Raw genomic sequence first — 23,434 nt, 5'->3', positions numbered from 1 at the left:
ATAGACTCGACAAGGTTCTCGTCCCACACTCAGGAGCGCCTTCCTTGTCTGCTGTGCCCCCGGCCGCTGTCCCACTGTCCGGATTGGCGCGGATCGCGCTGGCCGACCACCGACTGAGCAGGATCGGCGATCTCGCCGGTTCCGCCGAACAGGAGATCGTCGCACCGCCCTCCGCCCGGCCGTTCGTCGCGGCGGCGCTGGCCGAGAAGACGCCGCTGCTCGTGGTCACCGCCACCGGACGCGAGGCCGACGATCTCACCGCCGAACTCACCGAGATGCTCGGCGACTCGGTCGCACAGTTCCCCTCGTGGGAGACCCTGCCGCACGAGCGCCTGTCTCCGAGCGCCGACACCGTGGGCCGTCGCCTGCACCTCCTGCGTCGCCTCGCCCGTCCCGATGATCGCGACCTCGGACCCGAACTCGGGGTCGTGGTCGCCACCGTGCGGTCGCTGGTGCAGCCGATGGCACCCGGACTCGGCGAGATCGATCCCGTCACCCTGCGGGTCGGCACCGAACACGACTTCGAGGAGCTCGTCGAGCGACTCGTCGAACTCGCCTACACCCGGGTCGACATGGTCGGCAAGCGCGGCGAGTTCGCGGTGCGCGGCGGCATTCTCGACATCTTCCCCCCGACCGCCGACCATCCGGTCCGCGTCGAATTCTGGGGCGACGAGGTCACCGAACTGCGATGTTTCTCCGTCGCCGACCAGCGGTCGATCACCGAGGTCGACGTGCCGGTGCTCATCGCGCCGCCGTGCCGCGAACTGCTGCTCACCGAGGAGGTCAAGGCCCGGGCCGCGCAGCTCGCCCAGGACAACCCGGCCGACGCGGCGCTCGTCGAGATGCTCGACAAGATGGCCGGGGGCATTCCCGTCGAGGGCATGGAAGCGTTGCTGCCGGTGCTGCAGTCCGGCGAGCTGCAGTTGCTCACCGACGTTCTGCCCGCCGGCGCGCACGTGCTGATCTGCGATCCGGAGAAGGTCCGCACCCGGGCGAGCGATCTCGCCCGCACCGGGCAGGAGTTCCTCGAGGCGTCGTGGACGGCGGCTTCGCTCGGTGGTGCGGTGCCGCTCGACACCTCGAATCTCAACGGAGTGGACGGGAAGAAGCTCGATCTCGGCGAGTCGGCCTACCGATCGCTGCGCCAGGTGCGCGAGGCCGCGCAGGCGGCAGGGACACCGTGGTGGACGCTGAGCCCGCTCGCCTCGGGTTCCGAGAGCGAGATCGTCCTCGATGTACAGCCGGCACCCGAAGTCCGCGGTTCCGAGGACCTGTTGTCGATGCTGTTCGTGAACCTGCGCGCGCACGTCACCGCCGGTGGGCGTGCGGTGATCGTCGTTGCCGGCACGGGGACCGGGCAGCGCGTCCTCGAGCGGCTGAAGGAGAACGAGGTCCCCGCCGCGAAACTCGAGCCCGGCTCCGAACCGGTGCGCGGGCAGGTCGGTGTCATGCGCGGCTGTCTGCACGAGGGCGTGGTGCTTCCCGGCAACGACGACAATGTGGTGCCGGGCCTGGTCGTCGTCACCGAAGCCGACCTCACCGGCAACCGCGTCGTCACCGAGGGACGCAAGACGCCCGTCAAGCGCCGCAACCAGGTCGACCCGCTCGCCCTGAACGCCGGCGATTTCGTCGTCCACGACCAGCACGGCATCGGCAAGTTCGTCGAGATGGTCGAACGGACCGTCGGTGGCGCCCGCCGCGAATACCTCGTCATCGAGTACGCACCCGGCAAGCGCGGCCAGCCCGGCGACAAACTGTTCGTTCCGATGGAACAACTCGACCAGCTCTCCCGTTACGTCGGTGGCGAACTGCCGTCCGTCAGCAAGCTCGGCGGATCCGACTGGGCCAACACCAAACGCAAGGCCCGCAAGGCGGTTCGGGAGATCGCCGGCGAACTCGTGCGGTTGTACGCGGCGCGGCAGGCCTCACCCGGCCACGCCTTCGCGCCCGACTCGCCGTGGCAGAAGGAGATGGAGGACGCCTTCCCCTTCACCGAGACGCAGGACCAGCTCACGGTGATCTCCGAGGTCAAGGCCGACATGGAGAAGCCGGTACCGATGGACCGCGTCGTGATCGGCGACGTCGGCTACGGCAAGACCGAGATCGCCGTGCGCGCGGCGTTCAAGGCCGTGCAGGACGGCAAGCAGGTCGCGGTGCTCGTCCCCACGACTCTGCTCGCGCAGCAGCATCTGCAGACCTTCACCGAGCGGATGGCGGCCTTCCCCGTGACGGTCAAGGGATTGAGCCGGTTCACCGACGCGGCCGAGTCGCGCGCGATCATCGAGGGCATGGCCGACGGCACCGTCGACATCGTCGTCGGCACCCACCGCCTGCTGCAGACCGGCGTCCGCTGGAAGGACCTCGGTCTCGTGGTCGTCGACGAGGAACAGCGTTTCGGCGTCGAGCACAAGGAACACATCAAGGCGCTGCGCACCCACGTCGACGTGCTCACGATGTCGGCCACGCCGATCCCTCGCACCCTCGAGATGAGTATGGCCGGGATCCGCGAGATGTCGACCATCCTCACTCCGCCCGAGGAACGGCATCCGATCCTCACCTATGTGGGCGCGTACAACGACAAGCAGGTCGCCGCGGCCATCCGGCGAGAGTTGTTGCGCGACGGTCAGGTCTTCTACGTCCACAACCGGGTGAGCTCGATCGACAAGGCCGCCAAGCGGCTTCGCGACCTCGTTCCGGAGGCGCGGGTCGCGGTGGCGCACGGGCAGATGAACGAGGACACGCTCGAGAAGACGGTGCAAGGCTTCTGGCAGCGCGAGTTCGACGTGCTGGTGTGCACCACGATCGTCGAGACCGGTCTCGACATCTCCAATGCCAACACCCTCATCGTCGAACGGGCGGATGCGCTCGGCCTGTCGCAGCTGCACCAGTTGCGCGGACGTGTCGGGCGTTCGCGGGAGCGCGGCTACGCGTACTTCCTGTACCCGGCGGAGAAGCCGCTGACGGAGACGGCCTACGACCGGCTCGCCACGATCTCGCAGAACTCCGATCTCGGCGCGGGTATGGCCGTCGCCATGAAGGATCTCGAGATCCGCGGTGCCGGAAACGTTCTCGGCGGCGAGCAGTCCGGTCACGTCGCGGGTGTCGGCTTCGACCTGTACGTGCGGCTCGTCGGTGAGGCCGTCGAGGCATACAGGGCAGCAGCAGACGGCCGGACCGTCACCACCGACGAAGCGCCCAAGGAGGTGCGGGTCGACCTTCCCGTCGACGCGCACATCCCCGCCGACTACGTCGCGTCCGATCGGTTGCGTCTCGAGGCGTACCGCAAGCTCGCGGCCGCGAACGACGATGCGGCGATCGCCACGGTCGTCCACGAACTCGTCGACCGGTACGGCCCGCTGCCCGAGGAGGTTCAGCGGCTCGTGTCCGTCGGCAGGCTCCGGCTGCTGTGCCGCGAGTACGGCCTCGAGGAGGTCGCCGTCACCGGAACCCAGATCCGGATCTCGCCGATGGAACTGCCCGACTCGAAGCAGATGCGGCTCAAGCGGTTGTATCCGGGCGCGCAGTACCGTGCGACCAGCGGCCTCGTCCAGTTGCCGATCCCACGGACCGGCGGTGTCGGATCGGATCGGGTGCGGGACGTGGCGTTGCTGCAGTACATCGCCGACTTCCTGCTGGCGCTCGACGGCAAACCGCAAGGGATGGTGGACCTGAACAGCGCGGCCACGGTGAATGCATGACCGACTACACCGCTCTCGTCGAGGCGGCGGCCGTGATGGACAGACTGTGGTCGTTCGGGGGTTGGGAGGTCACCCAGACCCACGAGAGCCTGCGCCGTTATCTGATCGAGGAGACCTACGAGGTGCTCGACGCCGTCGAGTCGGGCGATCCGGACGAGCTCCGTGAGGAACTCGGCGACCTGCTCCTGCAGGTGCTGTTCCACTCGCGGATCGCCGAGGCGAACGGGCAGTTCACCGTCGAGGACGTGGCCGCCACGCTCGTCGCCAAGCTGGCCGCACGGAGCCCGCACCTGACCAACGGGCACACCGGCCCGCTCGACGTCGCGGAACAGGAGGCGGCGTGGGAGGTCGCGAAGAAGGCGGAGAAGGCCCGGGCGTCGTGTCTCGACGGGATCGCGATGGCGCAGCCCGCACTCTCCTTGACGGACAAGGTGATCGAGCGTGCCACTCGGGCCGGCCTTCCCGCACATCTCGTCCCGGCCGAGTTGCGGTTGGTACGAGTCACCGGGGACGGTGATGCGGAGAGCGCGCTGCGCAGTGCCACAATGCATTTCGTGGCGGCCGTGCGGGCGGCAGAGAAAGCGGCCCATGCCGACGGCGTGCCCTACGGCGCCCTGGATACCGATGCGTGGGAACGTTACTGGGAGAAGTGAAATCCGGTGGATGCGTCGTCGAGGCGCCTCGGCTCCGCGCGGGCGCGTAGCGCTGGAGCGACGGGCCGGCCTCGGAGGAGTCCGGCGACCCCGCCCGCGTCCAGGGCTCGGCGGTATACCGACATGGCCTCGCGCGCTGCCTCGACGGTCTCGTCCACGTCGGTGTCGGTGTGCGCTGCCGAGATGACGAACGATTGACCGAGCACTCCGCGCGTGAGCATCTCCTGCAGGAACAGCGTGCGGAACTGCTGTGACGGCTGCAGATCCGGATCGCGAGTGACGAAGATCAGGCAGGAGGGCCGCCCGAGCACCTGGACGTACCGTTCGACGCCGAGATCGGACGCCGCCGCATTCACCGCATCCGCGAGCCTGCGACCGGCCGCCTCCATCCGTCCGATCGGATCCTCGGTGGCGTACGCGCGCACCACCGCGCGGAAGGCGGCCAGCCCCCCCGATTCGGGTCCGTGCGTGGTCGACAAGAGGAACACACGGTCGCTGTCGGTGCGCAGACCACCGAGCTCCATGAATTCGCGCCGGCCTGCCAGGGCGGCGACGGGGAAACCGTTACCCATGGCCTTGCCCCAGCACGACAGGTCCGGGCGGATGCCGTACACGCCCTGTGCTCCGTGTTCGGACCAGCGGAAGCCCGTGATCATCTCGTCGAAGATCAGCAGCGCACCGTGGTGATCGCACAATCGGCGTACACCTTCGAGAAAACCGGGAGCCGGTTCGGCGAGGGCCGTCGCGGCCTCGAGGATCACGCAGGCCGTCGGCTGTGCCGACAATGCCCGCTCGAGAGAGCCGAGGTCGTTGTACCGGAACCGATGTGTGTGTTCACAGGTCTCGTCCGGGATCCCGGACTTCATGGCCGTCGTTCCGATGAACCAGTCGTCGACCGAGAAGAAGGGCTGATCGCATGCCACGACGTGCCGACGACCGGTGACCGCACGTGCCAGTCGTACCGCGGCAGTGGTCGAATCGGACCCGTTCTTCGCGAACTTCACCATGTCTGCGGCGGGTACGAGGGCGAGGAAGTCCTCGGCGGCGGCGAGTTCGAGGGTCGTCGGCCGAGTGAAGTTGGTCCCGTTCGTCACGGCGGCGGTGACGGCATCGACGACGGGTCGATAACCGTGCCCCAGAGTGACCGAGCGTAGTCCCATGCCGTACTCGACGTAGTCGTTGCCGTCGGCATCCCATACTCGGGCACCTGCTCCTCGTTCGAGCACGGGGGTGATGAACTCGGGGTATTGATCGGATCCGCGGGCGTAGGTGTGAGCGCCACCGGGAACGAGCTCGTGGAGGCGTGCCTGCAGTTCGGCAGATCGAGCGAAGAATCGATCACGGTGGTCGGACGGGTGCGTCATGAGCGAACTCCATCGCTCGGAGAATCGTCGAGAATCCGATTGTGTCATCAGCACTGTCGAACCTCGTGGGGAACGAGTGAATTCGACGTTTCCTGTCTCCGTATCGCTCCGCTCGTCGCCCGCGGGAGACGGGCGCTCACAGAATCGGGTATTGTTCGGTACGGATCGTCCTTCCTTGTCGGACCGGACAATTCGGTCCGACAGTCAGATATTTCTCCGACCGTTCGAAGTTCGCGAGTGCCCGAAGGTGCCGACATGACGAATCGCGTCCTCTCTCCGACCGGCGGTGCTTCGTGCGAGGTTCGCGTTCTCCTCGAGAACGGGGAGTACTGGCTCAACAACAAGGGCGACCTCGCAATTCTCGACGAGACCGTACGGCGGTTCGCCGAGCGATGGCCGCACGCCCGAATCGGGGTGCTTACCTCGGCGCCCGCGTTGCTGCGAGCCTATGAACCGCGTGTCGACGCGATCTGCTACCAACGGGGTGGAAGTTGGCCGCGCCGACGCCGACGGCCGGGGCCGGCAAGCCTGCTGGGCCCCGGGATCGCGGGTGCTCCGATGAATGCTTGGGACGCTGCGGTCGCTGTGCCCGGCCGAATCACCCGGCGGGTGCGGCGTGTGAGGGGAACAGCGGACGAAGACCGGACGGTGCCGGATGCAGTGGCCACCGCTTCCGTGGTGGTTGCGATCGGAGGCGGATACATGACCGACATCGACCGGTTCCAGACGGAACGGACCCTGACATTGCTCGAGCGGGCCGCAGATCTGGGAATTCCCACCGCGATGACGGGACAGGGGTTCGGTCCGCTCACCGCGCCCGACCTGCTCGAGCGGGCCGCGCAGGTTCTGCCGCGAGTGGATCTGATCGGGCTCCGCGAAGACCTGCGCGGACCGGAACTGCTGCACTCCCTGGGTGTCCCTGCGGACCGCGTCGTGGTGACGGGGGACGACGCGGTGGAACTCGGTTACTCCACGCGGCGAGCGGAACTCGGTACGGATCTCGGCGTATGTCTGCGAGTGGCCGAGTATTCCCCGGTCGGTGCCGCGATCAGCGACGCGGTGGGACGTGCGGTGCGCGAGAAGGCCGCTGCCCATGCCGCCCACCTCGTCCCGCTGATCGTGTCCGAACACGACGCAGAGGACCGAAGGTCGACGATGCCACTGCTCGCCGAGTATTCGGGGACGATCCCGCCGCTCGGCAGGTTCGCCGGAGCACGGGCACTCTCGCACCGGGTGGGGCGGTGCCGAATGATCGTCACCGGTGCCTACCACGTGGCCGTCTTCGCGCTGTCGCAAGGGATCTCGGTCGTAGGGCTCTCGACGTCGCGTTACTACGACGACAAGTTCGCCGGATTGAGCTCCATGTTCGGTACCGGAATCGAGACCGTCCGGCTGGACGAGGACGGAATGCCGGACCGCCTCCGTGCGGTGATCGGAAAGGTCTGGGCCGACGCGCCGGACATGCGTAGTGAGCTGCTCACGCGCGCGGACCGGCAGATCCGCGCGAGCCGGGCGGTCTTCGACCGCATCGGCGACCTCGTGGAGCTGCCGGTCAGCGCGCGGCGCGATCCGCAATCCGATCCTTCTCCGCCGCCCACATCTCCGCGGTGATGGCCCAGAGGTGGTGATCCTTCCGGGAGCCGCCCACATCGAGATAGCCGACCATGGTGCCCTCCCGGCGCATCCCGGTCTGCTCGGCACAGTGCGCCGCGGGAACGTTTCCCACGCACACGGGTGCGGTGATGCGGTGCAGCCCGAGGGGACCGAACCCGTAGTCGGCGAGCATCCGGGCGGCGGCCAGGGCGACACCCTTGCCGGCGAGGGTCGAATCGATCCATACCCCCGCCTCTGCCAGACCCGCCCACCGGTCGATATGTTCGAGATTGAACTGTCCGGCGAACAGGCCGTCCACCTCGATGACCAAGGGCAGGGCACGTCCTGCCCGGGCCTCGCTGCGGGCGTGCAGGTACTCGTCGACCCATGCCTGCTCGCTGTGGCGTTCCTCCCAGGGAAGCGAGGACGAGGTCCAGAACGGTTCGATGAACCGCCGGTCGCGGATCCGGAGTGCTTGCCAGCGAGACCAGTCCGACAGACGGGGTGACCGGAGGACGAGGCGATGCCCCGACACCTCGACGGGACCCAGTCGCACACACAGGCTGTAACCCTGCTTGCACCGGAGCCGGTGGCGCAGGGGGCGGGTATACAGTCTTCCCGCCGTGGTGAGCACCACGAACGGCCTGGGACGCTTCATGCGTTCACCTCTGCTGGGCGACTCCGACGGGGCGGACAATGAAACGGCGACCACCGGCGGTGGAGGGTGTGGATCCAGCGTACTCGCCGGGACGGGAAGGATTCGGTCGGAACGACCGAATCGGCCGGACGGGAACCGGACCGAACGGGACGAACGCCGCACGACGGTCCGAACATCCGTCCGGTCGCGTCCTCCGGTGATAGCGTCCGTACAAGGGACGGGGACCGAATCGAAAGAGGCGACACATGATCCGGCCCGACAACGACATTCCACTGCCGCCCGCTACCCACCGTCGAGTGCCGTGAGCGCGCGTCGCGTCGCCCTGGTCCACGAACGGTTCACCGAGATCGCAGGCTCGGAGCAGGTCGTCGAACAACTGGCGGTGCAGTGGCCGCAGGCGAGGGTCCACGTCCCGATCGCCCGACCGTCCGGTATCCCGTCCCGGCTGCGCACACGGATCGACACGACGTGGCTCGACGGGCTCTACCACCTGTCGGGGGAACGTTCGTACGCCCCTCTTCTTCCCTTGATGGCGAGAAGCTTTCGAAGCATGAAGCTCGACCGCGCCGATATCGTCGTCATCAGCCACCATGCCTTCGCAAGCCAGGCGGTCTTCGCCACGACGGCACCGACGATCGCATATGTGCACAGTCCGGCACGGTGGGCATGGGACGCATCGTTGCGTGAGGGCGAGGGCGGTGGTCGTCCGGGAGGAGTCGCACTCGGGTTGCTCGCCGTATCCGCGCGGCGTGCCGAACTTGCTGCCGCGCCCCGGTTGTCTCGTATCGTGGCGAACTCCACCACCGTCGCCGACCGCATCCGCCGGTGGTGGAACCGCGACTCCGTGGTCGTCCACCCACCGGTCGACACCGAAGCATTCACCCCCGACAGCGGTGTGCCGCGGGAGGACTTCTTCCTGCTCGCGGGACGCCTCGTTCCGTACAAGCGGCCGGACCTGGCGATTCGGGCGGCGAACACTGCGGGGACGCGTCTCGTGGTCGTGGGTGACGGTCGCAGTACGGAGCACTGCCGGAAGATCGCAGGGGAGACGGTGGCCTTCCTCGGACGCGTTCCGCACAGACAGCTGGTCGACATGTACCGACGCTGTCGTGCAGTGGTGATGCCCGGTCTCGAGGACTTCGGGATCGTGCCTGTCGAGGCGATGGCCTGCGGCACACCGGTGATCGCCCTGGGCGCGGGCGGAGCTCTCGACACCGTTCTACCCGGATCGACCGGGCTGCACGTGTCCGGCGGCACCGATGCGGAACTGGTCGACAACTTCGCCACCGCGATGAGGGATTTCGACGGGAGGAATTACGATCCCGGGAGGATCCGATCGCAGGCGGAGACCTTCTCCCGGCGCATGTTCCGGGAACGGATGCGAGATGTCGTCGATCAGGTGACGAGATGACACGGTCGACCGGAGGTGTCATCCGGCGGGGCGCCGATCACCGAGTGGTTCCGTTTCCACCGTGCCCTTCGTGGTGACCCGCAATCGCCAGTACCGTCCGTCGTCGTCCCGGAGGATCGGACCCGACCCGGGCCGATCCGACAGCCACGATCCGTCGGCGAGGATCGCGGACAGCGTTTCGCCGTCGCTGTTCTCGGCTCGCAACAGATCTCCGTCGTCGACCGCGCGGGTCACCACGGGCCCTACGAAGGTCCCACCCGAGAGGACGCCGCGCCCGACGACGTTCCAATCCTCGGGGAAAGTGGCGAGGTCGATGTCGGTGGACGCGCTCGAAACGAGATTGACCGCGGTGCCTTCCGGGCACCCTTCCGGGTCGATGCGCAGTTCGGTCGGAAACACCTCGGTGTCCGGATCGAAGCGCACGTTGGCGAGATAGGGCTGGCGGCAGTAGATCAGATCCAGACACACGCTCCGGGCTGCGATCTTGCAGTTGACCAAGCCCAGTTGGGAGGGCCCGCCGCGGCCGCGTTCACCGACGGACAGAGCGGTGTCCGCCCCTTCGAACCACACGTTGGTCAGCCACCAGTTGTTGGCGGCACCGTCGATGCGGATGTGCCGGTCGGTCGTCCTCGGATCGTTGTCGGACACGAATTCGACATCGGTCAGGGACAACCCGGCGTTGTGATCGTTTCCGGTGCCCAGGACCCCGATGTAATTGTTCGTCAGTTTCGAGGCCGTCAGATAGTTCTGGATACACGAGGTGACCAACCCGATTCCGAAATTGTTGATGTCGCAGTCGACGAAGGTGGTTCCGCCCGTGTTCCCTTCCAGGACCACGCCCTGCTGGGCGCGGTAGAGCGGGAAGTTCTCACTGAGATGGCTTCCTCGCAGGACCACCGAATCGAACGAACACCGGAACGAACCGGACAGTGACACGGCGACGGCTTCCGGACCCGTCAGATAGACACCGAGACGTGCGAAGCGGACACGGTGCCGATCACGAAGCGAGATCAGCGGTCCGCCCCCTTCGTAGAACACGATGGTGACGTCGCCGCCGTCCCCGGTCACCGTGGAGAAGTCCGGCAGATCGGGCCAGGCGGTGACGCGGTAGTAGCCGGCCGGGAGGTACAGGACAGCGGGCCCGTCGCCCGCGGAGGCCGCACGGGCGATTGCTTCGGTGTCGTCTGCCGTACCGTCACCCACAGCACCGAAGTCACGGACGTTGCGTCGCTGCGACACGCTCGACACCTCGGGAACCTCCCGTTCGACATCGGGGACCGGTGCCCGCGGCGAGCACGCCAGGGGAAGTGCTGCCGCGGCGCCGAACGACGCGGCGAGCATTTTTCGCCGGTTGAACACCATATCGGCCATTCTCGTCCACCCGGAGGGACGCTAGGGGGAATACGCGAGTCCGAGATCCGCTGCCGACCGGGAACTCCGGCGCTTTCTGGCTCGAACGGATCGGCGAGTACGTGCCGTGTCGGTCGTAACGGCCCCGAGGAGTCTTGCTCCGGACGCGCCGAAGACATCCGCAGCGGCTTGCACCCGGGGCGCTTTCGTGGTGCCGAGTCGAACCACGGCGATCGATGCGTCGCAATGCGTCGAGATATCGAGCGCGGCAGAGTCCGTGAGCACCGGAGCGGCGACCACGAGAATGTAGTCGAAGCGATCCTCCAGCGCCGAGAGAAGGCCGGCGAACCGATCCGTTGTCAGCAGGTCCGACGTGCGCTCGTCGGCGGCGCCGAGTGGGACGATCGAAACCCCCGACTCCGACCGGACGGGAAATTCGGTCAGTGGCGGGTACTCGTCCCGCAGCCATTCGGCGACTCCGGGTACCGACTGCATATCGAGAAGTCGAGTGACGCCCTCGCCGGACGTGTCGGCATCGATCAGAGCGACCCGAGCGCCCGTGTCCGCCAATGCCTTGGCGAGCCGCGTGGCGACGCGCGGGTCGGACTCCTCGGTGAAACTCGTGAACATGACCACCAGCCGATCCCGGCCCTGGCGCGCTGCGGTGATGTGTGCGCGCAGCCGCCCCACATCTCTCGTCGCGTCGATGCTGTGAGATGAGATCGTACCCAGGACCGGCACGCCCGCGGAACGGGCGAGCTGATCCGGGGTGCGGACCGTCGGATCGAGCTTGTCCCGGAAGAAGGCGAGCAGGAAGCCGAGGCAGAGTCCGGCGATGATGCCGAGTGCGAGATTGCGTTTCGCGTTCGGGCCGATGGGTTCGGTGGGCAATGTGGCCGGATCGACGACAGACACGCGGGCGGCCGGCGCCGCACCGACCACGGTCGTTTCCATCTCTGCGACGAGCTGCGCGAATTCGTCCGAAACGGCACGGGAAAGCTGACGTGCCGTTTCGGGAGTGGAGTCGGTCACCGAGATCTCGAGCAGGGTGGTGGCCGGCGGGAACGTCGCCGACACCTTGCCCTGCAGTTCGCTCGGTGAGATGGTCGAGCCGAGCCGGTCGACGACTCGCTCGGCGACGGTGGCCCCCGTCGCGACATACGGATACGACGTGATGCGCTGTTGCGCTGCGAGGCCGCCCTGATAGGAGTCGTTGACCGATGTGCCGGTCGCCATCGATACATACATGCGGGTCGTCGACACGTAGACGGTCGGGATTGTGGACGTGTATGCCCAGGCAAGGGCCGCGCAGGCGAGGGCCGTCGCGAGAATGATGTGCCACCTGCGGCGCACGATTCCCAAGTAGTCACTCAATGCCATGGTTGCACCCCTCTTCTCATTCCCCGACGACTGCGCTGGACGTGTGTGTTGACGGAGCTGTGGCTGCCGTGGAGGTGGTGCGTTTGCGGTATTCGCGAACGGTCATGTCGACGAGCCAGACCAACACGACGAGCTGGAGGGATTTGCCGATCACCTCCATGCTGCCGAGGAACCCTCGTTCGAAAAGGATCGGGGATGCCGTAATCGCCAGTCCCAGGGCCACCACGACGATGTGTCGGGCCTGCAACGCCCGCACGCCGAGCAGGAGCAACCCGAGGGTGAACAGCACACCGACGGCGACACCCGGGTATCCGGCGATGACGAATCCCTCGTTGATGTTTCCGTCGGCGAGGGAAACCGAGATCCGGCTCATATCCATGGACGACCCCCGCACCTCGACGGCCCAGGCGGTCCCGGATCGTAGCTTCTCGGCGCCGAGGAGCTGTGCGGGAATCAAACTCTGGAGACCGTGCTGGGCGACTTCCAGAGGAGTCATCCACGGACGCATGACCATGTAATAACTGTCCGTAGCAGCTTCGAGCAGATCGAATCGCCGCAGGATGCTCAGATACGGCTGTACCGACGGAGGATAGGCCGAATCCCGTGGCAACGCCTCTGCTCGTACGTAGTCGGGTTGTTTGATCGACTGCAGCCACCCGAACGCGCCGATACCCACAGCCGAGATCAGGACGATGCCCACGACTCGCAGACGGGACCAGCCGTGTAAGGCGAACCGGACGGCCACGGCCATGGCGGCACTCATGACGGGTGTCTTCGACTCGACTGCCACCGTCCACAACAACTCGATCGTGAGCAGCGCAGCGAGCAGGACGAATGTCGTTCTTCGGCCCGTGGGCCGGATGAAGATGATCAGCCCGATCGCGCCGACCGTGGCGAGTTGTGCGACGAAGCCGAGAACAGGATCGGCGCTCTGAACGTCTCCGGCTTGACCGGTCGATCCCGTGAGGTACATGACAGCGCGCCCGACGATGCCTATCGCGTACACGGTTGCAAGAGTGGGAACGAAGTCGGCAGTGGATTGCCGGGAGGGAGTGGTCCGGGGGCGGCGGTGAGTCCAGATCGCATAGGCCACTACGGCACCGGCGTATACCCACAGGCCGAATGCCACCGGCTGCAGAACTTCCGAGATGCCGCGGTCGTAGCCGATCGCAGCGAGGCGCGGATCGGCGATGTTGTCCGCGTATCGCGGTTGCGGCTGCACTGTCAACAGCACCAGAGGCCGTGCGACGTAGGACAGGGCCCAATATACGGCCTGCGCGATCAAGAACACCCTCGCGACGCCGGGGATGAAGGCGGCCGCTACGACGATCGCGATCAGAGCCGTGCTCACCAGGGCGAGCTGGATGTCGGGAGAGTTCACGGCGTACCCTTCCCTGTCCCGGATCCGACCGTGCCCGACGTCGACGATCCCTGCGCGTCCCTGCCCTCGAGTGCGGCGACGATCTCGCGTGCGCGGTCGACGTACCGATGGTTGCCGGTCACGATGCGGCGGTGTCCGGCCTCGGCGACGGCTCGCGCACGCTCAGGACGACGGTCACACCACCGGAGGATCTCGTGCAGCTCGTCCACCGCGGAGAACAGCAGACATTCCCGGCCCTCGGTGAGAAGGGCGGCATGCTCGTCGGTGCGTTGCCCGACGAACAATCCGCCCGCGGCCGGCACCTCGAAGGTGCGGCAGGTGTGCGTGTCCCGATTGTCGGAGTTGAGGAGAACCAGATTCGCCGTCACCGATGCGATCGCGGTGGAGAAATGTTCCCCGTACACCGGGCCACGCACCATGGCGTGGGTGTGACGCAATTCGGGCACGCGTCTCCAACCGGGGCCATGGACGAGCATCCTCTCCCCGTAACGTCCGGCCAGGGCGAGAACGGCGGAACGGCGATCGGGACGGCAGTTGCCGACGAAACCGAGTAGGTACCGCTGTGGGTCCCGACGTGCCGAAAGGCGGTGCCAGGCGGGATCATAGGCGCTCAGTACGAGTTTCACGGCGGCTCCTCGGGTGGCGAGTTCCGGGACGTTGTGCCGTTTGGTGGTGACCACGAGATCCCACTCGTGTTCGTGCCGAAGATAATCCGGCGTCGTGTTGTACGGGTTCGACGCGTCGTCGGGGCTGTAGTGCACGTGCAGACGGGCAGGCGTATCGAGCAATCGGATCTGGTCGAGATGCACTGTCCGGAAACAGAACAGCACATCGGGAGACAGGGCGGTAGCAACCGATTCGATCCGGCGATGTACGGACCCGAGGTCCCACGGAGCGCGTTGCCGGCGCATCTTCGAGTAGAACCACGGTGGCGAGAATCGGGTGGGTAGGGTCACGGCAGTGGTGTCCACGACGACCACGTCGTGCCCCGCCTGACGGAATCCGTCGGCCAGCGAGCGGGCGTTGCTACCCACCCAGTCGTCGCCGACGAAGAGGATCCTCATCGTTTCTCTCCCCTGCAGGTGGGGACGCCGATCTCGTCGACGTTCTCGTCGGAGGGCCGGGTACGCCGCTCCTGCAGCACGAGATGCCTGGTCCGGAGGAGGTACCACAACGCAACGCTGAACTCGCATGCCACAGTGCCGTAGACGAGCGCCCACACGGAGTGGGTCCGGAACGCCACGTAGAGCGCAAGAGCCGCGACGCAGGTACCGACGATGGAGCCGATCAGTACACCTGAGGTGTCTTCGCGTACCGGCAGGACAGCTGTGGTGACGAGCGAACTCAGAGCCGTGGCGGGAAGTATGAGTGCCTCTACGCGCAGGAGTGGGACGGCATGAACGAATTCGCTTCCGAACACGAGCCGCACGATGAGCGGCGCGGCGACCCACAGCGCCGCGGTCGCGACGACAGCGATGCCCACGCAGACAAGCATGGCGAGGCCTGCGCGCCGCCAGAATCGTTCGTCGTCACTGCTGCGCGCCATCCGTGGCAGCAGAGCGAAGCCGATCGGATCGAGCATGGACTGCACGGCGCGCACGAGTCGGTCACCGGCCGAATACAAACCCAGGGACGCGGCGTCGAGCACGGAAGAGTAGATGGCTGCAGCTCCCTGACCGTAACTGACCACCAGGAGACGAGACGTGAATACGGGGGCGGCCATGCGCACGGTGGGCACGACCCGGCACGGCCGGGCCGGACGCCCGTACTTGTGGAGCGAATCCCGCCAGGTGAGCGCGACGGTGAGGATCGACGATGTGAGCATGCACAGCATGGCGACGGATGCGCTCGGATAACGAGGCAATACCAGCAACAACAAGGCAAGATAGGCGAGTCGGCCGACCCCCTGGTAGAGCGTGGAGGCCACGAATCGGCCCTGTCCGATGAGGATCCAGTCCTCGGAGATCGACCAGAAGCCGCCCGCGAACAGACCGAGCAGGATCATGTGGATGTGAGGATCGACTTCGACCGTCGATCCGGCGAGGAGTGCGGCGCCCAGCGTGACGAGCACCGTCACACGGATGGCGAGGTAGTCGCCGCGGATCTGATTGACATCGCTGGTGGGAACCTTCGCTGCCAGGAATTGAGTGATTCCCAGATCGACGAGCAGTGATCCGATGAAGTAGGCCGACATCCCGATCGCCAGCAGGCCCAGACCCTCGGGACCGAGGACGCGGGCGATCAAGGGCAGGGTCACAGCCGTGACGAGATACTGGCCGTACTTACCGAAGCTGACGAATCCGATGTCCCGTACGAGAGTGACAGCACGCGTCATCCGGCGTTCTTCGCTCACGAGGTGCTCACCTCCTCGCGGGAGGGCGCACCGACCGTACCCAGGAAACGTGCGACCGCCCGCGCGGACTCGGTGATGTCGAAGCATCCGGCCCGCTGCCTGCCGGCAGCAGCGAGGCGACAGCGAAGTTCGCGGTCATGAATGAGCGTGTCCAACGCCGCGGTGAGTGCGCGTCGGTTGCCGGCGTCCACGAGCAGTCCGTTCACGCCCGACTCGACGATCTCGGCAGGGCCGCCCGGCCGAGAAGCGATCACCGCGCATCCGGCCCGCATGCCCTCCACGACGACCTGACCGAACGGTTCGGCAAGGACTGAGCAGTGCACGAGGATATCGGCGCGTCGCATGTATTCTTCGGGGTCTTCGACGTGGCCCGTGAAGGTCACCGGAAGATCGAGCTCTGCGGAAAGTCGTTCGAGATGCTCGCGGTAGGACTCTTCACCGAAGAAGGTGCCGCCGACGAGATAGATGCGCGAGGGCCGCACCGTCGTATCCGCCGCGGCCCGCAGGAATACGTCCTGACCCTTCCACGGCGTGAGTCGTCCGACAACCGTGACGATCGTCCCCGCCGGATCGTGTTGCTCGGGATGAGGGGTGGCCGGTGTGAGGTCTACTCCGGGATATGCCACGAGGGCGCGCCGGCGGGGGAAGAGCGACGACATCGTGGATCTGCTGTTGGCGATGTAGCCCCGGCTGAGGACTCGTCCCAGGATGCGTACGACCGGAGCGAGTACGCGTCCGAAGTATTCCGTGGAGACCCGGTCGTGCACGTGCCAGACGAGGGGGAGCTTCGCCCGCCACGCTGCCACGGCCCCCATGATCAAGGCCTTGGAGCTCTCGGCGATGAGCACCGTGGCCCCGGTGTTCGTAGCGACGTTACCGAGATCCCAGCCGACTCGGACCAAGCGGAACGCCCCCGCGAACAATCGGGTGAGGCGGGGGTCGGTGATCGTCATATTCCTGCTGTCGAACGTGCGGGACAGGATCCGAGTGTCGAATCCGTCCGCGCGCATCCGCTGGGCCATCGGACCGTCCTGCGCGTACGCTACGGCGACGTCGATACCGAGATCCCGCAACGCGAGTGCCAGTCGGGCCGTGGCGATCTCCGCGCCGGACGGAGCGGCCGTGTGGGTGACGAAAAGGATCTTGGTCACGACGTCAGCTCCTCGTACAACGCGACGTGTCGTTCTGCCGCCGTACCCCACGAGAACGTCTCTGCGTGCGCACGGCACTGCTGCCGCCCCGGCGCCCGCCCCGAGAGAGCCGTTGCGATCCGGTCTGCCAGCGCTTCGGGATCCCCGGCGGGAACGATCAGTGACGGATCGAGTCCCCGCACTGCGTCGGGTAGTCCGCCACAGTCCGTGACGACCGGCACGCGACCGGCCGCCAGCGATTCGAGCGCGATCAGCCCGAAGCCTTCGAGTGCTACCGAAGGGACGACCGTCACCGCCGCCTCTTCGTACAGGCGGCTCAGCCGGACGTCGTCGACGTGACCTTCGAAGGTGACGGAACTGCCCACTCCGGAGCCGGCGGCTTGCGTGCGCAGCGCCGCTTCCTCGCTGCCGGTGCCGACGATCACGAGACGCGCGTCGGGATGCGCAGCAAGAACGTCAGGCCAGGCACGGAGCAGGAGGTGCACACCCATTCGCCGTTCGAGGCGCCGAACGCACAGCACAGCACCCGACGAGGCGGGGACCTCCGAAGTTCGGAAACGATCGAGATCGACTCCGGGGGGAACGATCCGGATGCGTTCTTCCGGAACACGATACGAATGCGTGAGCACATCCCGAAAGTGTTTCGACAGCACAACATATCGGTCCGCGTCCGCGTATCGGATCCGCTCGATCAGGTACTTCGAGTATGCGGCTGTCCTCCCCGAACCTGCCATCAGGCTCTCGGCCGCCCAGGGGCCGTGAAAATGCACCACGAGTGGATGTCGGCCCTGGCGACCGCGAGCGGGGCGACCGTAGAGGCCGAAGTGGCGATCGATGATCGCCTCCCGTGGCAACACGGTGTGGTCCCGGAAGGCGGTCCAGGCACGACGAAGGGTGGATCCGCCGATGGGTCCCCAGCTGTGCCCATCGAGTTCGGGGTTGCCGAAGGCAGCCGCCGAGACGTCGACGTCAGGACGCCGGCGCAGGGTTCGGTAGAGATCGGTGAAATACCGGTTCAATCCGCCCGGAACCGCAGTGAACCACTCGGATCCGGTCATATGGACACGGAGTGCGTCGGCGGGACCGCAGGCGGGGGAAGTCACGGCCCGACCGCTGTCGTCGACTGCTCCGTGCCGGTGTTCTCGTCCAGCAGCCGACCCCGTGAGGATGCGCTGCGGTCCCTGCCGAAATGCGGGTACTCTCCCACACAGGCTCGAGTCGGTACTTCCCGCGATCGGTCGTCCGGGTGGTGGAACCCCTCCGGCGACGGAACTCGAACGTCACGGAGGGTTCTCATGTCCGCCACGATCTCGATCTGTGTCCCGGCGTACAACGCTGCCCGGACGCTCGAGGCGACTCTGCATTCGATCCTCGAGCAGGATGCCGACCTCGACGTCCTGGTGCTCGACAATGCGACCCGAGACGGTACCGCAGATATCGCACGTTCCTTCGACGACCCGCGCCTCCGGGTGGTCCGTAACGACGAGGTGCTGTCGATCGGTGACAACTGGAACAAGGCGGTCGCCCTGTCCACCGGCGAGCTCGTGAAGATCGTGTGCGCAGACGATGTGCTCCGTCCGGGATCGATCGAGGCGCAGGAGAAGGTGATGGTCGACCCCACGATCGCCCTCACGTCGGCCCGGTTCGATGTCATCGACGAGGCCGGCGAGATCCGGGAGAGCGGCTTGGGCATACCGGGACTGGAGGGCCTGCACACGCCTCGCGCCCTGATCGGCACAATCGTGCGGCGCGGACCGGCCGACTTCGGTCCCACGGCGGCCGCGATATTTCGTCGTGAGCACTTCGACCGGGTAGGGGGCTTCCGTGGTGACCTGGTGTTCCCCATGGACGTGGACCTGTTCGCTCGCGTTGCGACATTCGGAATGTTCTTCGGTATGCCGGAACGGGTGGCTGCATGGCGGGACTCGACGTTCAACCTGTGCAGTCGAACGTCGTCGTTCAGCAAGTTGACGGACATGATGCGCTTCCATCACCGAATCGCAAGGGATTACCCGGACTTGGTTTCCTTCGGAGACGTGATCGCCGGCGACGCTCGTCTGGCGCGCGCAGCGCTGGAACGTGTGTCGGTACGGTCCCGTGGGCTGCTCGCGGTGCTGCGTGGCTGACCACTCGGCGACCGGTACGGTGCGCTGAACCGGCTGTGTGCATCATCGCCCCTTCATCGTGATCACCGCGGACACGGTGCGCAACAGGATCTTGATGTCGAACCACAATCCCCAGTTCTCTATGTAGAAATTGTCGTAGCGGGCGCGAGCAGCGATCGAGGTGTCGCCACGTAGCCCGTTCACTGCCGCCCATCCGGTCAGTCCGGACGGAACACGATGTCGCGCAGAATAGTTCGGAATAGTCTCACCGAACCGGTGAACGAAGTGCGGTCGCTCCGGTCTCGGTCCGACAAGAGTCATGTCACCGCGGACGATGTTCCACAGCTGTGGTAGTTCGTCGAACGACGTCGCGCGCAGGATCTTGCCGAGGCGACCGAGCCGGGCATCCTGTGCGATACACCAGTTCGTTGCGGATTCGTTCTCGTCCAACGGTTTCAGCGTGCGGAACTTCAACAGGTCGAACTCTCGTCCGTCCAAGCCCACTCGCCGTTGTCGAAACAGTATCGGAGCCGACCGATCCGAGAACCACACCGCCACCGCGGTGAGTACCAGCAGTGGTGTCAGCGCTACCAGGATGACGGCGCTGAAGACCCGACTCGTCCACAGCTTGATCTTCCACCTCAGGGAACGGTGAGCCGCTCGGCGCACCCGCATGAGGGGCATCGCCCCGATGCGTTCCATGTCGCCGCTCACCGCCGTGATCTCCCACAGCCGGGGGACGAGGTATATCTCGCAATCGAGACGGTCGCACTTGCGGACGATCTTCAACATATCGCAGTCGCGAGTGAACGAGAAGGCGAGAATGGCTGTTTCGATCCTGTTGGCGCTGAGAAACTCCCGTAGCCTTCCGCTCAACGGCAGGACCGGCACGTCGACCCGGCGCACGGTGTCGGGCCTGGGGTCGTCGTCGAGCAGACCGACCAACTCGAGGCCGCAGGCCGGTTCGCCGACTATCTCCTCCGCCAGCATCCCGGCGATGTCGCCACCCCCCACGATCACTGTCCGTCGACGTCGTCGTGAATTGCGTCGTACGTGCCGTTCCATTGCGTACGCGCCGATTCGGGACACCGTCGACGCGGTGAACGCGAGCGCAGTCAGCCTGACGGCTCCGAAAGACGAACCATATGGCTGGAACATGAGTGCTGTGATCACCCCGGCCAAGGTGACTGCGGCGAGTATCCGGGGCAGATCGTCGAGCACCGAAAGGGTCAGGTGGGAGCGATAGGCTCCCATCATCGCCATGAGCAGGACGAGGGTCGTCGCGGTGGGGAGTGGCCTGTCGGCCCCGGTGAGCGCAAGCGTCCCCGAAAGGACGGCGAGATCCGAGATCGGTGTGGACAGAGTGATGTGCGCCCGAATCCGTGAGCCGAGATGGCGCCGCGGATGTGGTGTCGGAGTAGGCGACTGGGAAATAGAGAGGGTGGCCTCGTCGAAGACCGGTGAGGGCCGGAGAGGCGCGACCTGTCGGGCACGACGCGTGTTGGTGGTCACGACGGTCTCCCGAATCCGATGCTCATCCGTGCAGGTCCCGAGGGGGAAAGGGTGCTCGTCCCCATCAGATCGCCGAGCGTGCTCCATCGACCTTCCAGTTCCGGATAGTGTTCCTGCACCTCGATCAGCAGGTCGGGCAGAGCCAGAAGCACATGATCGGGTCGACGACGCAGAAGTTGTTCCGGTGAAATGATCGGAATATCGGTACCCGGCATGCGTCGCCCTTGCTTTGCGGGAGACGCGTCCGCGACGCCTGCGACGAGACGCCGGTTCAGGCGAGCGCGGGCGAACAATGAGACTGCTCGGGATGCGGCACCGTAGGCGTACACGCTGCATCCGCGACGATTCATCGTTGTGAGCAATGTTCTCAGCGCGACGGACTGGCCGTCAGCCGTGTCCTGCAGTGCACGCGCGGCGGTGGGGTCGGTGATGCCGGCCTCCCTCTCGTGGGCCAGAATCTGTCGTACCGAGAGCGGCAGTGTCCGGGGCACGGTGGGAGTCGCGGCGACGAGGACGGTGCCACCGTAGAGATCGAACGTCCACGCGTCGGCCACATGCAGGCCGGCGTGGGCGAGAAGGCGCCGTGCAGTGGTCAGCGAGTAGTAGGCGAAATGACCGTGCCGTAGGGCAGTCCACTGCCGGTGCGCGAGTATCGCTGTGAACGTGTGGAACTGAAGCAGCAGAACGCCGTCGGCGGTGAGAGCGGCAGCGCGCTGCCGGAAGGCGGCCCTCTGGTCCGGGGCGTGCATGATCCCGAAGCTGTCCACCGCAAGAGACGCTCGCTGCCCGGCGGGAACAATTTCGTAGCCCCGATCGGCGAGCAGAGGCAGCCAGGTGCCGCCATGCGGACTACCGAACTCGGTGACGGTCCCGCCGGTGAGCCAACCGGCATCGGCGACCTTCCGGACGGCGTCGGCGGCCTGGTCGCGCAATGCCTGTGGCTCGACACCGCGCGGTTCGTCCGGGACGGTGTCGTCGTCGACGAGCTGGGAGAGGCCACAGTCGCTGCACATGGCCATTGCCAACGGGTGCGACGTCTCGGCGGCGGTGACAGGGGTACGGTCCGGAGGGAAATGGTCTGCTGCGGGCATCACGCCGAGATCGAGAACTCGCTCGAGGCCCGTTCCGCCGCAGCCGCGACAGGCTGTCATGTCGGTACCTCGCGCAGGCGATTCGGGCATCGTCCGGGGACACGATGCGCGACAATCGACTGATGCGTGCCGACACCGCCGACTTGTGCGACGTACGGGTGTTCCGTCCCGAACCCTTCCGGGACGATCGGGGTCTGTTCACCCGCACGTTCGACGCACGGCTCTTCGACGCGGAGGTCGGGCCGACCGGCGTGCGGTCGTGCGATCTTATCCAGGATTCCCAGTCGCGATCGGTACGAGGGGTGGTGCGAGGCATGCACGGCCGCACCGGCCGTGGGGAGGCGAAACTGGTGCGATGTGCTCACGGAGCCGTGCACGACGTGCTTGTCGACGTTCGTCGCGATTCGCCCACGTTCGGTCGTCAGCAGGTGTTTCGGCTCGATGACGTCGAGTTCGCGCACCTGTTCGTCCCGCCGGGTTTCCTCCACGGATTCCAAGTACTCACGGACACCGCGGATGTGTGTTATCGCATCGATCGGGAGCACGATCCCGCGGAGGATGTCGCGGTGCGTTATGACGACCCGGATCTCGCGATCGCGTGGCCGCTGCCGCTCACCGTGCTCAGCGCACGCGATGCCGCAGCGGGAAGTTGGCGTGATCTTCTTGCGGCACTGTGATTCGTGTGCGAGTACTTCAGGCATCCGGGACTCCGATCCGCTGGAAGCGCATCGTCGAGTCCAGTTCACCGATCTCCTGGAGTCGATTCAGGCGGGCGAGCCGCGTGAAGCGCGTAGCGAATGCGTCGCCGGTCAGGCCGTACCTCCGATAAGCGTCGTACAACTCGGCGGCGCCGTCGCGTACCGTCCACCTGGCCTCGTACCCTTCGAAGACGTGGCGAACTCTGGAGAAGTCGACGCGGTAGGACCGCGGGTCCGGGCCGCTCTCGCCGGTGACGGTGACTGTGGAGCCGGGAACGATCTCTGCCACGGCCTGGGCGATTCGAGCGACCGTGACGTTGTTGACCTCACTGCCGATGTTGAAGGCCGAGCAGTGGACCCGGTCGGCGGGTGCGACGAGAGCATGGGCGAAAGCCTCAGCGATGTCCTGTGCGTGCACGAGGGGACGCCATGGCGTTCCGTCCGACAGGACGCGGACCTCGCCGGTGAGAAACGCCGATCCGACAAGGTTGTTCAGGACGATGTCGGCGCGAAGGCGCGGTGAGTACCCGAATGCTGTCGCATTGCGCAGGAATACAGGGGAGAAACCGGAGTCGGCCAAGGCAGCGACGTCGTCTTCGACGCGCACTTTGCTCTCCGCATACGGAGTGACAGGGCGCAAAGGGGCGCTCTCGTCGACAAGTTCGTCGCCGGCCGAACCGTAGACCGAACACGTCGAGGCATAGAGGAACCGGCGTACGCCTGCTGCCTTGGCACACCGAGCAAGCCGAACGGAGGCCTGATGGTTGATTTCGTAGGTGATTCGCGGTTCGAGGAAGCCGAGCGGATCGTTCGACAGCGCCGCGAGATGGATTACCGCGTCGAAACCCGCGAGCTGAGAGACGTCGACGTCGCGCAGGTCGAGGCGCAAGGTGGGTGGATCGTCGGGAGCGGGGCCGAGGAGGCAATCGGCGAACAGGCCGGAGTCCAGCCCGGTCACGTGGTGGCCGTACGAGCGGAGCACAGGAACCATGACCGATCCGAGGTAGCCCTGATGGCCGGTGACGAGTACGCGCAT

General features: G+C 66.2%; 18 protein-coding genes. 6 read left to right on the top strand and 12 right to left on the bottom strand.

Going from position 1 to position 23,434, the window contains the following annotated elements; genetic code table 11:
- Window positions 1-44 precede the first annotated feature (44 nt).
- Window positions 45-3,698: a transcription-repair coupling factor gene (mfd, locus tag PV766_RS18840; RefSeq protein WP_207213540.1), complete on the top strand. Its 3,654-nt coding sequence runs from the start codon at window positions 45-47 to the stop codon at window positions 3,696-3,698.
- Window positions 3,695-4,351 (top strand): MazG family protein, encoded by a 657-nt coding sequence (locus PV766_RS18835; RefSeq protein ID WP_129976988.1) that lies wholly within the window; start codon window positions 3,695-3,697, stop codon window positions 4,349-4,351. Before mfd ends, PV766_RS18835 begins: the two co-directional genes overlap by 4 nt.
- On the opposite strand, the gene PV766_RS18830 is transcribed toward PV766_RS18835, so the two are convergent.
- Window positions 4,336-5,715 carry a glutamate-1-semialdehyde 2,1-aminomutase gene (locus PV766_RS18830; protein ID WP_421097644.1) on the bottom strand — a complete coding sequence of 460 codons (1,380 nt, stop codon included), beginning with the start codon at window positions 5,713-5,715 and terminating at the stop codon, window positions 4,336-4,338. The genes PV766_RS18835 and PV766_RS18830 overlap by 16 nt on opposite strands.
- A 255-nt stretch (window positions 5,716-5,970) precedes the next feature.
- On the opposite strand from PV766_RS18830, the gene PV766_RS18825 reads away from it, so the two are divergent.
- Window positions 5,971-7,326 (top strand): polysaccharide pyruvyl transferase family protein, encoded by a 1,356-nt coding sequence (locus PV766_RS18825; protein WP_421097643.1) that lies wholly within the window; start codon window positions 5,971-5,973, stop codon window positions 7,324-7,326.
- On the opposite strand, the gene PV766_RS18820 is transcribed toward PV766_RS18825, so the two are convergent.
- Window positions 7,268-7,966 (bottom strand): GNAT family N-acetyltransferase, encoded by a 699-nt coding sequence (locus PV766_RS18820; protein WP_082920976.1) that lies wholly within the window; start codon window positions 7,964-7,966, stop codon window positions 7,268-7,270. The genes PV766_RS18825 and PV766_RS18820 overlap by 59 nt on opposite strands.
- 301 nt (window positions 7,967-8,267) lie before the next feature.
- Here PV766_RS18820 and PV766_RS18815 point away from each other — a divergent pair, with 301 nt between their 5' ends.
- Window positions 8,268-9,377, top strand: a complete 1,110-nt coding sequence (locus tag PV766_RS18815; RefSeq protein ID WP_129976986.1) for a glycosyltransferase — start codon at window positions 8,268-8,270, stop codon at window positions 9,375-9,377.
- A gap of 18 nt (window positions 9,378-9,395) precedes the next feature.
- On the opposite strand, the gene PV766_RS18810 is transcribed toward PV766_RS18815, so the two are convergent.
- From PV766_RS18810 to PV766_RS18780, 7 genes are read right to left on the bottom strand one after another with little or no spacing between them, the layout of a single operon-like run.
- Window positions 9,396-10,748, bottom strand: a complete 1,353-nt coding sequence (locus PV766_RS18810) for a glycosyl hydrolase family 28-related protein (protein WP_421097642.1) — start codon at window positions 10,746-10,748, stop codon at window positions 9,396-9,398.
- Between the two features lie 21 nt (window positions 10,749-10,769).
- Complete coding sequence (locus PV766_RS18805; protein ID WP_421097641.1) at window positions 10,770-12,107, bottom strand: Wzz/FepE/Etk N-terminal domain-containing protein; 1,338 nt, start codon at window positions 12,105-12,107, stop codon at window positions 10,770-10,772.
- A gap of 16 nt (window positions 12,108-12,123) precedes the next feature.
- On the bottom strand, window positions 12,124-13,488 hold the full coding sequence (locus PV766_RS18800; RefSeq protein WP_129976985.1) for a hypothetical protein: 1,365 nt from the start codon (window positions 13,486-13,488) through the stop codon (window positions 12,124-12,126).
- Window positions 13,485-14,552 (bottom strand): CgeB family protein, encoded by a 1,068-nt coding sequence (locus tag PV766_RS18795; protein WP_421097640.1) that lies wholly within the window; start codon window positions 14,550-14,552, stop codon window positions 13,485-13,487. The genes PV766_RS18800 and PV766_RS18795 overlap by 4 nt, the downstream gene beginning before the upstream one ends.
- Entirely contained in the window at window positions 14,549-15,823 is a 1,275-nt protein-coding gene (locus PV766_RS18790; RefSeq protein WP_172506144.1) for a lipopolysaccharide biosynthesis protein, read from the bottom strand. Before PV766_RS18790 ends, PV766_RS18795 begins: the two co-directional genes overlap by 4 nt.
- Window positions 15,824-15,837: 14 nt before the next feature.
- On the bottom strand, window positions 15,838-16,992 hold the full coding sequence (locus tag PV766_RS18785) for a glycosyltransferase family 4 protein (RefSeq protein ID WP_421097639.1): 1,155 nt from the start codon (window positions 16,990-16,992) through the stop codon (window positions 15,838-15,840).
- Entirely contained in the window at window positions 16,989-18,050 is a 1,062-nt protein-coding gene (locus PV766_RS18780) for a glycosyltransferase family 4 protein (RefSeq protein ID WP_421097638.1), read from the bottom strand. Before PV766_RS18780 ends, PV766_RS18785 begins: the two co-directional genes overlap by 4 nt.
- A gap of 237 nt (window positions 18,051-18,287) precedes the next feature.
- On the opposite strand from PV766_RS18780, the gene PV766_RS18775 reads away from it, so the two are divergent.
- Window positions 18,288-19,118: a glycosyltransferase family 2 protein gene (locus PV766_RS18775; RefSeq protein ID WP_064255755.1), complete on the top strand. Its 831-nt coding sequence runs from the start codon at window positions 18,288-18,290 to the stop codon at window positions 19,116-19,118.
- A gap of 42 nt (window positions 19,119-19,160) precedes the next feature.
- On the opposite strand, the gene PV766_RS18770 is transcribed toward PV766_RS18775, so the two are convergent.
- Complete coding sequence (locus PV766_RS18770) at window positions 19,161-20,609, bottom strand: exopolysaccharide biosynthesis polyprenyl glycosylphosphotransferase (RefSeq protein ID WP_129976981.1); 1,449 nt, start codon at window positions 20,607-20,609, stop codon at window positions 19,161-19,163.
- A complete protein-coding gene (locus PV766_RS18765; protein WP_421097637.1) occupies window positions 20,606-21,760 on the bottom strand; it encodes a class I SAM-dependent methyltransferase in 1,155 nt (384 codons plus the stop codon). Before PV766_RS18765 ends, PV766_RS18770 begins: the two co-directional genes overlap by 4 nt.
- Before the next feature lie 62 nt (window positions 21,761-21,822).
- Here PV766_RS18765 and PV766_RS18760 point away from each other — a divergent pair, with 62 nt between their 5' ends.
- Window positions 21,823-22,377 carry a dTDP-4-dehydrorhamnose 3,5-epimerase family protein gene (locus PV766_RS18760; protein ID WP_421097636.1) on the top strand — a complete coding sequence of 185 codons (555 nt, stop codon included), beginning with the start codon at window positions 21,823-21,825 and terminating at the stop codon, window positions 22,375-22,377.
- A 16-nt stretch (window positions 22,378-22,393) separates the two neighbouring features.
- Here PV766_RS18760 and PV766_RS18755 read toward each other — a convergent pair whose 3' ends face one another.
- The gene (locus tag PV766_RS18755; protein ID WP_064064629.1) at window positions 22,394-23,434 is read right to left on the bottom strand and encodes an NAD-dependent epimerase/dehydratase family protein; all 1,041 of its coding nucleotides are present in this window, start codon (window positions 23,432-23,434) and stop codon (window positions 22,394-22,396) included.

It is taken from the genome of Rhodococcus sp. As11 (genome assembly GCF_048957735.1).
GTDB lineage: Bacteria > Actinomycetota > Actinomycetes > Mycobacteriales > Mycobacteriaceae > Rhodococcus > Rhodococcus gordoniae.
This window is presented reverse-complemented; position numbering and strand designations above follow the sequence as displayed.

Coding starts and splice junctions, on each gene's coding strand:
- PV766_RS18835 (WP_129976988.1), top strand. CDS start 3,695: ATGACCGACTACACCGCTCTCGTCGAGGCGGCGGCCGTGATGGACAGA.
- PV766_RS18830 (WP_421097644.1), bottom strand. CDS start 5,715: ATGACGCACCCGTCCGACCACCGTGATCGATTCTTCGCTCGATCTGCC.
- PV766_RS18825 (WP_421097643.1), top strand. CDS start 5,971: ATGACGAATCGCGTCCTCTCTCCGACCGGCGGTGCTTCGTGCGAGGTT.
- PV766_RS18820 (WP_082920976.1), bottom strand. CDS start 7,966: ATGAAGCGTCCCAGGCCGTTCGTGGTGCTCACCACGGCGGGAAGACTG.
- PV766_RS18810 (WP_421097642.1), bottom strand. CDS start 10,748: ATGGCCGATATGGTGTTCAACCGGCGAAAAATGCTCGCCGCGTCGTTC.
- PV766_RS18805 (WP_421097641.1), bottom strand. CDS start 12,107: ATGGCATTGAGTGACTACTTGGGAATCGTGCGCCGCAGGTGGCACATC.
- PV766_RS18795 (WP_421097640.1), bottom strand. CDS start 14,552: ATGAGGATCCTCTTCGTCGGCGACGACTGGGTGGGTAGCAACGCCCGC.
- PV766_RS18790 (WP_172506144.1), bottom strand. CDS start 15,823: ATGACGCGTGCTGTCACTCTCGTACGGGACATCGGATTCGTCAGCTTC.
- PV766_RS18780 (WP_421097638.1), bottom strand. CDS start 18,050: ATGACCGGATCCGAGTGGTTCACTGCGGTTCCGGGCGGATTGAACCGG.
- PV766_RS18775 (WP_064255755.1), top strand. CDS start 18,288: ATGTCCGCCACGATCTCGATCTGTGTCCCGGCGTACAACGCTGCCCGG.
- PV766_RS18765 (WP_421097637.1), bottom strand. CDS start 21,760: ATGACAGCCTGTCGCGGCTGCGGCGGAACGGGCCTCGAGCGAGTTCTC.
- PV766_RS18760 (WP_421097636.1), top strand. CDS start 21,823: ATGCGTGCCGACACCGCCGACTTGTGCGACGTACGGGTGTTCCGTCCC.
- PV766_RS18755 (WP_064064629.1), bottom strand. CDS start 23,434: ATGCGCGTACTCGTCACCGGCCATCAGGGCTACCTCGGATCGGTCATG.